The sequence below is a fragment of the Pseudomonas folii genome, from assembly GCF_014357575.1.
In the GTDB taxonomy this organism is placed as follows: Bacteria; Pseudomonadota; Gammaproteobacteria; order Pseudomonadales; family Pseudomonadaceae; genus Aquipseudomonas; species Aquipseudomonas folii.
In genome coordinates this window covers 1-12,394 of sequence record NZ_JACONW010000152.1, presented here as the reverse complement: position 1 = coordinate 12,394, position 12,394 = coordinate 1, and the positions used below count along the sequence as shown (strand labels likewise).

General features: G+C 58.3%; 11 protein-coding genes. 3 read left to right on the top strand and 8 right to left on the bottom strand.

From position 1 onward, the window contains the following. Positions 1-26: 26 nt before the first annotated feature. From H8S59_RS22510 to rutR, 8 genes are all read right to left on the bottom strand, one after another. Entirely contained in the window at positions 27-716 is a 690-nt protein-coding gene (locus H8S59_RS22510) for a dihydrofolate reductase family protein (RefSeq protein WP_095097100.1), read from the bottom strand. Positions 717-1,061: 345 nt separating this feature from the next. Beyond that, the gene (locus H8S59_RS22505; protein WP_187522855.1) at positions 1,062-2,960 is read right to left on the bottom strand and encodes a HAMP domain-containing methyl-accepting chemotaxis protein; all 1,899 of its coding nucleotides are present in this window, start codon (positions 2,958-2,960) and stop codon (positions 1,062-1,064) included. 231 nt (positions 2,961-3,191) lie between these two features. Then, positions 3,192-3,683, bottom strand: coding sequence for a GAF domain-containing protein (locus H8S59_RS22500; RefSeq protein WP_343073079.1), 492 nt, complete (start codon positions 3,681-3,683; stop codon positions 3,192-3,194). Positions 3,684-3,810: 127 nt separating this feature from the next. Then, complete coding sequence (locus H8S59_RS22495) at positions 3,811-4,749, bottom strand: ABC transporter permease (RefSeq protein ID WP_187522853.1); 939 nt, start codon at positions 4,747-4,749, stop codon at positions 3,811-3,813. Beyond that, the gene (locus H8S59_RS22490) at positions 4,749-5,870 is read right to left on the bottom strand and encodes an ABC transporter permease (RefSeq protein WP_187522852.1); all 1,122 of its coding nucleotides are present in this window, start codon (positions 5,868-5,870) and stop codon (positions 4,749-4,751) included. Before H8S59_RS22490 ends, H8S59_RS22495 begins: the two co-directional genes overlap by 1 nt. After that, complete coding sequence (locus H8S59_RS22485) at positions 5,863-7,377, bottom strand: ABC transporter ATP-binding protein (RefSeq protein WP_187522851.1); 1,515 nt, start codon at positions 7,375-7,377, stop codon at positions 5,863-5,865. The genes H8S59_RS22490 and H8S59_RS22485 overlap by 8 nt, the downstream gene beginning before the upstream one ends. Further along, on the bottom strand, positions 7,374-8,465 hold the full coding sequence (locus tag H8S59_RS22480; protein WP_095097114.1) for a BMP family ABC transporter substrate-binding protein: 1,092 nt from the start codon (positions 8,463-8,465) through the stop codon (positions 7,374-7,376). Before H8S59_RS22480 ends, H8S59_RS22485 begins: the two co-directional genes overlap by 4 nt. Before the next feature lie 454 nt (positions 8,466-8,919). After that, complete coding sequence (gene rutR / locus H8S59_RS22475) at positions 8,920-9,702, bottom strand: HTH-type transcriptional regulator RutR (RefSeq protein WP_187522850.1); 783 nt, start codon at positions 9,700-9,702, stop codon at positions 8,920-8,922. Positions 9,703-10,131: 429 nt separating this feature from the next. Between rutR and rutA the strand changes: the two genes are divergently transcribed. Genes rutA through rutC form a run of 3 tightly spaced genes read left to right on the top strand, consistent with a single transcriptional unit; the run spans position 10,132 to position 12,347 of the window. Then, positions 10,132-11,214: a pyrimidine utilization protein A gene (rutA, locus tag H8S59_RS22470; RefSeq protein WP_095097120.1), complete on the top strand. Its 1,083-nt coding sequence runs from the start codon at positions 10,132-10,134 to the stop codon at positions 11,212-11,214. Continuing rightward, positions 11,214-11,954 (top strand): pyrimidine utilization protein B, encoded by a 741-nt coding sequence (gene rutB / locus H8S59_RS22465; protein ID WP_187522849.1) that lies wholly within the window; start codon positions 11,214-11,216, stop codon positions 11,952-11,954. The genes rutA and rutB overlap by 1 nt, the downstream gene beginning before the upstream one ends. Before the next feature lie 9 nt (positions 11,955-11,963). Beyond that, complete coding sequence (rutC, locus tag H8S59_RS22460; RefSeq protein WP_027898842.1) at positions 11,964-12,347, top strand: pyrimidine utilization protein C; 384 nt, start codon at positions 11,964-11,966, stop codon at positions 12,345-12,347. Positions 12,348-12,394 lie beyond the last annotated feature (47 nt).

The following is a 12,394-nucleotide window of genomic DNA, read 5'->3' as shown; positions in this document are numbered from 1 at the left end:
GGGAATTTGCCTGACGTGAAGTCGCGTCAAGCCCGCATCTTGTACCGCAACCACACTCCACCTTCGTCCTGAACATCGGCCGACACAAGCTTCAGGTAAGCCGGTTGCTTCCAGGCCTCGGTCGATACCTCGAAGGAGGCGGGATGCTCGCCTCGGCCGTCGATCAATGGCAGCAGCAAAACGCTGACTTCGTCCACCAGCCCCGCATTCAGGAATGAACCGCTGACATGGGGTCCGCCTTCTACGATCAGACGCTTGCGGCCCAGTTCGCTGGCGAGGATGTCGACGACTTCATTCAGATCGATGTCGGTCTTGCCGCCGAAAATGTAGGACACATTGATGGATTGCAGATACGCGAGGTAATCGTCTTCCACGGATTCGCTGACCACTTCAACCACATGGGAGCCCAGCGCCTGATTGCTCTTCCAGGCCACTTTGCCGTGTGGATCGATGGAGATGGCGTAGGTTTCAGCGTTGCGGTCAGCGAAATGATGGGTGCGTGGCACCGAAGATTTGGCCAGCCCACGAGGGTAATCGTCGCCGTGAGAGATTTCCTGCATGGTCACGCGGCCGCAGATCCATGCATCGAAATTGAAAGTCTTTGCCAGCTCCTCATAGAGATCGCCAGCCGCATTCTTGAAAGGCCGCTCCCAACCATCAGTCAGGGCGTGGCCGTCCAGCGAGGACATCATGTGGCAGATGATATAAGGCTTCATGGTAGTGCTCCGGGCAGGTGACTTCGCCAGACAACGGCGTTGTAGTACCGACCCGTAGCGTTTGGGGATAGTTCGATTAGTGATAGCTGCCAATGGACTTCGAGCACTGGATAATCTGTAGGAGTTGCGGACGGCTGCGAGGCGTTTATTCTGACATACAGTCATTGCAGCCTTCGGCAGCGCTCATCAAACAACAGCAAAATATTGGCTTGAAATGCATGTTCTGTAGGAGCTGCCGAAGGCTGCGAAGCATTTATCCTGATACACCGCGATCGCAGCCTTCGGCAGCTCCTACAGGTCAATTCGCGGTGCCATGGACACCGCAACCTTCTATGAATGGCCCCATCAAAGCTTGAACTTGCCCACCATGCTCTGCAGGTGCACGCCCAACCGCGCCAGCTCAACGCTGGACGCTGCGGTCTCTTCACTGGCGGCGGAGGTCTGCTCGGAAATATCCCGGACATTCAGCACGCTGCGGTTGATCTCGTCGGCCACGGCGGATTGCTGTTCGGCCGCTGCAGCGATCTGCTGATTCATCAACTCGATGGACGAAACAGAACGCGTGATGCTGACCAGAGACGTAGCAGCACGTTGAGTCAGTTCCACGCTGCTGTCGGTCAACGAGCGGCTGTTTTCCAGAATGGTTGCGACGCGCTGGGTACCGGTGTGCAGCCCGGTGATCAGGCCTTCAATTTCTTCGGTGGACGTCTGGGTACGTTGCGCCAGGCTGCGGACTTCGTCAGCTACCACGGCAAAACCACGGCCGGCTTCACCGGCACGTGCCGCTTCAATGGCAGCGTTGAGGGCCAGCAGGTTGGTTTGCTGCGCTACCGACTTGATCACGTCCAGCACGCTGCCGATCTTGTCGCTTTCGCTTTGCAGATCGTTCATGGCGACGGTGGAGTGGCTGACTTCTTCAGCCAGTCGACCAATCTGCTGCATGGCCTGGGTCACCACCTCATCGCCCTGCTTCGCTTCGCGGCTGGCGTTGACGGCGGCTTCGGAAGCCTCTTCAGCGTTGCGTGCGACTTCCTGCACCGTGGCGGTCATTTCGTTCATGGCGGTGGCCACCTGATCGGTTTCCACCTTCTGGCTATTCACGCCCGCGCTGGTCTGCTCGGTCACCGCCGACAGCTGCTCGGCGGCACTGGCGATCTGCACCACACCATCACTGATACCGCCAATCAGATCACGCAGCCCCACGGTCATGCGCTGCATGCTGGTTTGCAGCTGGCCCAATTCGTCTTTGCGAGTGACCGCCATGTTGTGGCTCAGATCACCATTGGCTACGAACTCGGCATTGCGCAGGGTTTCCATCAAAGGCCCGACGATCAGGCGAGTGATGAGCCATGCAGCCAGAATGCCGAACAGCAGCGCAGCGAGGGTCGCACCCGCCAGAAACATGTTGGCGTCATTCACGTCGTTGGTGCGCAGCACGATCTGGTTGGCGGTCATTTTCTTGCTGGCTTCCAGCAATCGGGTTACGTCGTTCGTCAGGGCAATCTGCGCCTGCTCGGCCTTGCTCACGCTATCGCTGAACTGCGCGATAGCGGCTCGAAATGCGACCAGCGCCTGATCAATGCCCTGAACAGCTTGAGGTGAAGACTGACTGAGATTCTTCAGGTTGTTACGCGCTGCATCTACAGCGGCGAGTGCTGGTTGCAGGTATTCAGGCTTGGTGCTGTAGGTGTAAGTCTGAGCGTGGGAGCGTGCCTGCTGAATGAGGCGATTCTGCGTGGTCATGGCCCGAGCCTGTGAGTCCGCCTCGCCCGCCTCGTCCTGAATTTTTTCCAGTTCCGCGATCATCGTATCAACCTGAGCGCTGATCGAACTGCGTGCCGCTTCACGACTCTGGGTCGCCTGGACGAAATCGTTGAAATGGTTTTTGTAGACAGCCACGGCATCACTGACTTCGCCAATCAGGCCAAGGCTGGCTCCGGTGACGAAAAAGGTTTTCATCTCACGGGTCTGGCTTTCCAGCTTGGCGAGGTAGCCGGTGACCGCAGTGGCATGTTCGGCATCCGGTTTGAGCATGTAACTCAGACGAGCGATGCGCAGGTCACGCGCCTGTTCGTTGAGGGTCGCGATGGATGCCACCTTGTCACCACGCTCGGCCAGCGATTGCAAACCGGACCAGCCGGTAAAAGCGATCAAACACGTAAGGATCAGCACCAGAGCGAAGCCTAGTGAAAGTTTTGCTTTGACACTGATATTCGCCAGTGTTGTGTTAATCGCTGTGAGCATAGAACCGTCCGGTAATGATGAGGTTGATGAGGGCGGCCCTGCTCTCTTACGCGCGCATCCGTTTTGCGCGACATCAAAATGACATCACTCCATGATAAACGTTTCAGCATTGGGGGAAATAAGCTTCAAATGACAGACGGCCGGTTAGCGGTGCTACCGGCACAAGATCTGGTTTTTCGGAGGGAAACAGCGGGGCTAGACGGGTCTTTAGGTATTTATTACGGAATATTTCTACGCGGCTGCAGCAACCCGTGTCTGCAGATCGAGCGTAACGCCAATCAGGCGGGCGAAGATTTCCAGCGTCTGAATCAGATTCGGATCATCCAGTCTGGCAGGCAGCGGATCCAGCGCGCATAGCGTGCCGAAAAACGCCCCGTCAGCCAGAATGATCGGTAACGACACATAGCTTTCGAAACCATACTGTTTGGGCACAGGATGGTTCACGAAGCGCGGGTCCTCACTGACTTTAGAAATCACCACGGCGGCGTGATGCTGACGAATTTCCTTGCAGATGGTCGCTTCAACGTCCAGCTCATCGCCAGGGCCGACACCAAACTGGATTTCATCGTGGACAGCGCAGGCAATCCAGCGCTGGTCGGTAACCCGCGCAATGGCCGCAAAGCGTAGCGATGTCAGTCGCGTCATCAGACGCAGAATGTTGGAAGTCGCTTCGACCTCGGCGATCGCTGCGACTTCTGCATCAGTCAATTGGATGGCTGTCACGTATGTGTACTCGTATGTTTCGGATTCCAGACGTACAGTGAGCTCCGTCACAAACGCCAGGCGGTTGCGCATCCTACGTTGGCAATCCCCTGCCGGGCAACTGCCTGTGATGCCGCACCCTGCGCGCTCAGCGTCGTTCCTCACGGATGAACGCTTCGCCCAGCGCCCCCGGTTGATTGCCTGAACCTGCAGCCTTTGCGTTTTTATCCATTGCCACCCAGATCATGACCATCAGCGTGACGGCATAGGGCGTCATCAGCACGAAGTACTGCGGCAGGCGAATACCCGTGGACGCCAGCTGTGGGATCAGCGCCTCGATGCAGCCGAACAGCACGGCACCGGCCAGAGCGCGCCAAGGCGACCAGCGGGCGAAAATTACCAGAGACACCGCAATCCAGCCGCGTCCGCCGGTCATGTCGGCAATCCACATCTTGGTGCTGAGCACCGAAATATAGCCGCCCGCCAGGCCGATCAGCGCAGCGCCCGCCAGAATTGCAGCCAGTCGATAACCCAAAACAGAGATACCCGCCGCATCCGCCGCCTGAGGATTTTCGCCGACAGCTCGCAGGCGCAGGCCGGCATTAGTGCGATACAGAAACCAGACGACGCCCAGAAAAATAAGCGGCGTCAGATAGACCAGCGGGTTTTGCACAAAAATCTTTCCGACCAGTGGTAACCCGGAAAGCGGCCAAAGGGCAACCGCAGCCAGCCCGGTCACGGGTTGGTTGGTCCATTCCAGCACGGTGCCCAGCAGACCGGTCAATCCCTGACAGAAAAACACCAGTGCAAGTCCGGCGATGACCTGATTGATGCGCATCACCAGCACCATAAGCGCGAACAGCAGCGACACCACACTGGCCGCCAGCATGGCCATGATCAGCGAAATCATCGGCGTGCCGAAGCTCAGTTGTGCGCCGATTGCCGCCAGCGCACCGACCAGCATCAAGCCTTCGGCCCCCAGCGCAAGAACCCCGGCACGCTCGGTCAGAATCAGGCCCAAAGCCGCCAGTGCGAATGGCACCGCAAAGTCAGGGGAGTTGCCCAGCCAGTTGGCAATCATGTCCATCACTGCTCTCCCCTTTGTATCAGTCGCATGCGATGACGAATGAAAAAGTCCGACGATGCCACACAGATCACGAGAATGGCCTGAATCAACTGCACCATGGAAAACGGGATCTGGTAAAACACCTGCAAACTGCGTCCTGCCACGAACAACAGCGCAACCAGTAACGCAACGAGGGTGGCCGCCACGGGGTTGTTACGCGCCAGAAAGGCAATCAGGATTCCGGAGAATCCGTAGCCTTGATAGAACGACTGAGTCAGACGACCTTCTTGCCCGGCAGTGACGATATACCCGGCGATCCCGGCCAGTGCTCCGGAAAGCAACACCGTGCCGATAATCATCTTGCGCACCGGCACGCCGACGGCATCAGCGACTCGCGGATTGGCATCAACGAAACGCAGGTACAGGCCCGCCCGGGAAATATCGATAAACCACAGCGCGAAAAGGGTCACGATGATCGCCAGCACAATCGCCGCGTTATAGCCGTCGAGCAGATCCGGCAAGCGCTCAAAGCTTCGGAATGCCGGGGAATATGGAAAGTTGTCCCGAGGATCTTTCCAGTTGCCGTAGAGCAGATGAAGGAGGAAGTTGGCGGCGATGTAGTTGAGCATCAGCGTCGAGATGATTTCGTTGACCTTGAGGCGCAACTTGAGCAGCACTGGCGCGACGGTCCAGAGCACGCCGCAGATGATTGCCGCCGCCAGCATCAACGGCAGCCGAATCGACGGCGGGCCGACTTCGAACAACGAGACGGCGGTAGCACCAATGCCGCCCCAGATCATCTGGCCTTCCAGGCCCAGATTCCAGAATCGCGCACGAAACGCCATGCACCCGGCCAGCCCCACCAGAATCATCGGAGCCGCCTGAAACAGCACCGCTTTGAAGTTCTGCGGGTCCAGCACGGTCAGTACGACAAACTCATTGAGCAGCTCGTCAGCCGGCACACCGGCACCGACCAGAATGGCCGCCGAGATGGCCAGGCCGACCACCAAGGCCAGGGCAATCACCAGCGCCTGCCAGTACCAGGCCAGTTGCTGACGAATTTCCAGGGCATAGCGACGGGAAAGCAGTGGCTGACGCCGCGCAGGTTTATGAGTCGCGGATTGCAGTGTGACTTCAGTCATGACTCACCATGGCCTTGCCTATCGCCTGGCGATCCGCCGGGCGTTCGAATTCTGCGACGATCCGGCCGCTGTTCATGACCCCGATGCGATCAGCGAGCATCAGCACCTCATCAAGGTCTTCACTGATCACCAACACCGCCGCTCCCGCATCCCGCGCGGCCCGCAAGCGACCATGTACCGCAGCGGTCGCCTTGGCATCCAGCCCCCGACTGGGGCTGTGTACCAGCACCAGTTGCGGGTCGCGGCTGAATTCCCGGGCGATCACCAGTTTCTGGGCGTTACCTCCGGACAGCAGCGCGGCTTTCTGTTGCAAGGAGCGAACGCCTTGCACGTCGAAAGCGCTGATAGCGGCGGTGGCATCCTCTTCCATACGCTTGGTGCGCAGGCGAAAGAACGATCCGTAACGACCGCTGTGGATCTGACCGATTCCAAAGTTCTCGGCCACGGACAGTGACCCTGCCAGCGCGGCGCCGTAGCGGTCGGCGGGAATTGACGCGATGCGCAAATCCCGGCGTTGCTCGGCAGATGCGCCGCACAAATCGCCAAAACCCTGCAGCAACATTTCGCCCTCCACCGCTTGAGGCAGCCCCATCAAGGCATTGGCTAACTCACTCTGGCCGTTGCCCCCGACCCCGGCGATGCCATAAATCTGCCCGGCATGCAGGGTCATATCGACGCCAGCCAACGGTCCCAGACCCGGTACGGAACGCAGGTTGCGCACCACCAGTTTCGCCTCGCCAGCCAAGGCCTGCGGATGTTCGGCAACAGCCTGGGACTCACCGACCGTCAAGCGCACCAATTGCTGGACCGATACGCTTTGCGGATCAAGGGTTTCCACGGTCCGGCCGCCTCGCATCACCGTAACGCGGTCCGCATAGCGTTTGACGTCAGACATTTTGTGCGTCACCAGAATCACGGCCGCACCCTGCCGTGCGAAAGACTGCACGGTCGCCAGCAACCGTTCGGCTTCCTGGTCGGTCAGTACCGCGGTGGGCTCGTCGAGAATCAGGATCCGCGCACCGGCCAACAACACCTTGAGAATTTCCACCCGTTGCTGCTCGGCAATCGACAGATTTTCGATGGTCTGGCGCGGATCAATGGCAAAGCCCAGCTCCTCAGCCTTGGCGCTGATCTGCTGTTCGAGTGTTTGCAGACGTTTGCTGTAGCTGCCCTGCCCCACAGCGTCGGGCAAGCCCAGCAGAATGTTCTGGGCAACGGTGAACGGTCGCACCAGCTTGAAATGCTGGTGGACCATGCCGATGTGATAGCGGCTCGCGTCCTTGGGGCCGCTGAGCCGTACCGGGTTGTCATCAATCAACAGCGACCCGCTTTCCGGCGCATACAAACCGGCGGCGATATTCATCAGCGATGATTTACCCGCACCGTTCTCTCCAAGCAACGCATGCACTTCCCCCCATTTGCCAGTGAAGTGCGCGTCAGTCAAAGCCTTGAAGCCGTCGAATGATTTGCTGATACCGGTGAGCTGGATCGCGTTCGCCTGGCTCATTGCTGAGAAGCCACGCCTTTGACGAACCAGTCCATCTTCCACAAGTCGGCATCCGGCATGTTCGTGCCCGCCGCTATCCGCTCCTTGCCATCACGATCACTCATCGGCCCGCTGTAAATGATCTTCTGACCTTTCATCAACTGCTCGCGAGCGGCCTCGATCTTTTGCTTGTTCTCGGCAGAAATATGCTCGCCAGCCGTCAGCGTAATGTCTGTGCCGCCTTGCTCCATGGACAGCAGAGCGCCTTTGGGATCGGGCACCCAGTTACCGGCGATGATCTTCTTCAGCTCAGGGGCAAGAAAGCGATCCCAGACCCAGGCCGAAGAACACACGGTGGCCTTGGGCGCGAACTCACTCAAGTCACGGTGATAACCGGTGCCCAGCACGCCGCGCTCCTGCGCAACGATTTGTGGCGTCGGGCTGTCCACGTGCTGGCCGATCACGTCCGCGCCGTTATCGATCAGGGCCATGGCGGCCGCGCGTTCCTTGACCGGGTCGTTCCAGGCACCGGTGTAAATCACGTTGACCGTAGCATTGGGGTTGATCTGCTGCGCCCCCAGCGCGAAGGCATTGACTGTCCAGTTGACCTGGCCGAAGGGGTTGGCGGCGACGAAACCCAGTTTGCCGGTCTTCGATGCCGCGCCCGCCACCATGCCGCACAGGTACTGACTTTCGTAAGTACGGCCGTAGAAGGATTCCAGATTTGGCGCATTGGTCGTGCCGGAACCGTTGAGGAAGGCGATCTTCGGGTACTTCTTCGCCAGATCGAGGAAGGTATCGGAGTAGCCAAACGCGGTGCCAATAATGACGTTGGCGCCCCGGGCGATCAGTCGATCAACCACCGGGGTAATTGCCGCAGCGTTCTCCGGCACGCTTTCCACGTACTGGATTTTAGTACCCAGCTCTTTCTCCAGCTTGACCCGCGACTCATCGAACGCCTGAGTCCAGCCACCATCATTGCGTGGGCTGATATAGACCATGGCGATCTTCGCCGGCTTCTCCAGGGTCAGGCCTTCTGCCGAGGCGCCGTGCGCCAGACCCAGCAATATTGCCGCACACAAGGTTCGCTTAAGAAATCTGTTGAGCATTGTTGATCATCCTGATGGTAGGCCAGCAGCGGGATAAGGCTCGCCCGGTCAGGATCCCCGACCGAACAGCTGCTCTGGGGATAGCAGTAACTGTGCCAGTCTTTGAATAGTTATAGGTTTCAGATGGTTAGCTTTTAAAGGCACACAAAAACAGATCAAATGGTCCGAAGCAGAGCACTTGGTTTGGGCGGGGGAGCACGAAAAGCGGGCATGGGGGTTGAGATGGGTCAATGCTTCGGCTCGTGCGCAGGGCAAACGGTGAGCCTGATTGCGAATTAGCAGGCCAACACAGAATCTCCTGCAGCGGCCGCGATTTTCCGTAGGACCGGCTTTAGCCGGGAGGACTTAGTGATATCCGCTAAATTTTCTTCGGCAGAAACACTGCTCTCCCGGCTAAAGCCGGTCCTACGGATTTCAGGCCAACCTGGGATTTTCCACCGAAAAGCGTTCCGCGTTATTGCTGTGAGTCTGCTGCTTGAACTCGCGGCCGGATGCCGTTGAGGACCAGCGCCTGCAGGTTTTCTAACGTGTGCGCAAAGAACACCGGATCATCAAGCGTCTTGCCGGTCACCGCATTGATCTGGCTGGCAAAGTCAGCATAGTGCTGCGTTGTGGCCCACAGCGAGAAGATCAGGTGATGCGGTTCAACCGGTGCCAGTTTGCCCGCCTCTATCCAGCCCTGTATCACCGAGACCTTGGCCTCGACGATATCGCGCAGTGGCTGCTCCAACTCTGCCAGCATCAACGGCGCACCCTGAATGATCTCCAGACAGAACAGCCGCGACTCAGCGGGATGGTCACGGGACAACTCCAGCTTGACCCGGATGTATTCGCTGATTGCCTCAATCGGATCCTGCTCTGCACTGAACCCGCGCAACGGCTTAAGCCAGACATCCAGTAACTGACGCAGCACACTGGTGTACAGCTCTTCTTTGCTGGCGAAGTAATAAAGCAGATTGGTCTTGGACACGTCGGCCATGCTCGCCACCTGGTCCAGGCTGGTGCCATGCAGGCCGAAGCGCGAGAAGATTTCCAGCGCAGCTTCCAGAATCGCGGCACGCTTGCCTTCTACCAGACGCATCCGCCGCTTGACTGTCGAAGCACTGGCCTCGCGCGTGCCTTTACCTTTTCCTTTAGCCACAGGCTTGGCCTTAGCCTTGACCGCAGGTGCTTTGGGTTTCAGCACACGGCTACGTTTGACGGACTTGGACGGCACCACTGGAGGTTCGTTGTTCACATTTACGACCGCATCAACATTGAATACCGGGGCACTTTACCTTGGTGGATGGGGGCTGGGTAAAGCACTCATGCAGAAAACACGAAACCTGTAGGAGCGCACGGGCACCGCGAGGCCGCGATAGCATTCTGTCTGATACACCGCTATCGCGGCCTCACGGTGCTCGTGCGCTCCTACAGCCCGGTGTTAACTGCGAGACAGCGCGGCACAATTAAATCCAGGCCCCTGCCCCGTCTGCGTGCACCGCGCACAAACCAAGTGCTCTAATCCAGACCAAATGGTCTGAAACACATACCTAAATTCAGTCAACCCTTTGTTTTAAAACAACAATAAAAAGCTGGCCTGCTTCATGCAAAACGTCCTGTGTAGCGTGCTGCCGGACTTCGCCGGGCGCACCGTTCATTGCCACCGCATGCAAGAGGCCTTCACATGGATATTGGAATCTTCATCCCTATCGGTAACAACGGCTGGCTGATTTCCAGCAACGCACCGCAATACATGCCGACGTTCGAACTGAACAAGACAATCGTGCAGAAGGCCGAGCATTACGGCTTCGAGTTTGCCCTGTCGATGATCAAGTTGCGCGGGTTCGGTGGCAAGACCGAGTTCTGGGAACACAACATGGAGTCCTTCACGTTGATGGCAGGACTCGCCGCTGTCACCAGCCGCATCCACCTGTTCGCCACCGTTGCAACCCTGACGATTCCTCCGGCCATCGTCGCGCGCATGGCGTCGACCATCGACTCGATTTCCGGCGGCCGCTTCGGGGTGAATCTGGTAACGGGCTGGCAAAAGCCGGAATACGAGCAGATGGGCATGTGGCCGGGAGATGACTTTTTCTCGACCCGTTATGAATACCTGGCCGAATACGCCCAGGTACTGCGGGACTTGTGGAGCACCGGGCACAGCGATCTCAAAGGCAAGTACTTCACCATGAACGACTGCCGCGTCAGCCCGAAACCCCAGGCAGACATGAAAATCATCTGCGCAGGCCAAAGCGAAGCGGGCATGGCGTTTTCTTCGCAATACGCCGACTACAACTTCTGTTTCGGCAAGGGCGTGAACACCCCGATGGCTTACGCGCCGACCGCTGCCAAGCTGATCGAGGCCAACGAAAAAACCGGCCGTAATGTCACTTCCTGCCCGCTGTTCATGATCATCGCCGACGACACCGATGAAGCCGCCCGCGCCCGCTGGGAGCACATCAAGGCCGGGGCCGATGAAGAAGCCATCGCCTGGCTCAGCGAAAAAGGTTCAGCCGACAAGAGTCCCGGTTCCAACATGCGGCAGATGGCCGATCCGACCTCCGCCGTGAATATCAACATGGGGACGCTGGTGGGTTCGTGGGCCTCGGTAGCCCGCATGCTCGATGAAGTGGCCAGCGTACCCGGCACCCAGGGCGTGATGCTGACCTTCGATGACTTCGTTAAAGGTGTGGAAGATTTCGGGCAGAAGATTCAGCCACTGATGACCAGTCGCCAACACATCAATCTGCTCAAGGAATCTGCCTGATGAATGCAATTGCCCCTGTATCAGGCTATGCACCGCCCCAGTCCGCAGAGGCTGCTCGCCAACTCCCAGCCAGCCCGGAACCGCTGAGCATGAAAGCCTGCGAGACGGCCTTGATCGTGATCGACATGCAGAACGCCTATTCAACACTGGGCGGCTATCTGGACCTTGCGGGTTTTGATGTCAGCAGCACCGGGCCGGTGATTGCCAGCATTCATAAGGCGCTGGTCACGGCGCGTGCCGCCGGCATGCCGGTGATTTTCTTCCAGAACGGCTGGGACTCGGATTACGTCGAAGCCGGCGGTCCGGGTTCGCCCAACTGGCATAAATCCAACGCGCTGAAAACCATGCGCAAACGCCCTGAGCTGCAAGGCCAACTGCTGGCCAAAGGCGGCTGGGACTATCAATTGGTGGACGAATTGCAACCGCAGCCGGGCGATATCGTATTGCCGAAAACCCGCTACAGCGGCTTCTTCAATACCAACTTCGACAGCGTGCTGCGCAGCCGTGGCATCCGCAATCTGGTGTTCACCGGGATCGCCACCAACGTGTGTGTCGAGTCGACCCTGCGCGACGGCTTCTTCCTCGAATACTTCGGCGTAGTGCTAGCCGATGCTACGCATCAGGCGGGTCCGGCGTTTGCGCAGCAGGCGGCACTGTTCAACATCGAAACGTTTTTCGGCTGGGTGTCCAGCGTTGAAGATTTCTGCAGCACTTTCACTCCAAAAACCTCCACTCTCTGAGGAAAGCCCATGACCAAGAAAGCGATCATCCCAGCCGGCACCACCAAGCCCATCGCCCCGTTTGTTCCAGGCTCCATGGCCGACGGCGTGCTGTATGTATCCGGCACCCTGCCCTTCGACAAAGACAACAACGTCGTGCATGTGGGTGACGCGACCGCTCAGACCCGCCATGTGCTGGAGACCATCAAGAGCGTGATTGAAACCGCAGGCGGCACCATGGACGACGTTACGTTCAACATGATCATGATCAAGGACTGGGCCGACTACGCGAAGGTCAACGAGGTCTACGCCGAATACTTCGCCGGGGAAAAACCTGCGCGTTATTGCATCCAGTGCGGCCTGGTCAAACCCGAGGCACTGATCGAAATCGCCAGCATCGCTCACATCGGCTGATCTCACAGGATGGACGCTGCGCTGTCACATTGAAACATTGGATCTGT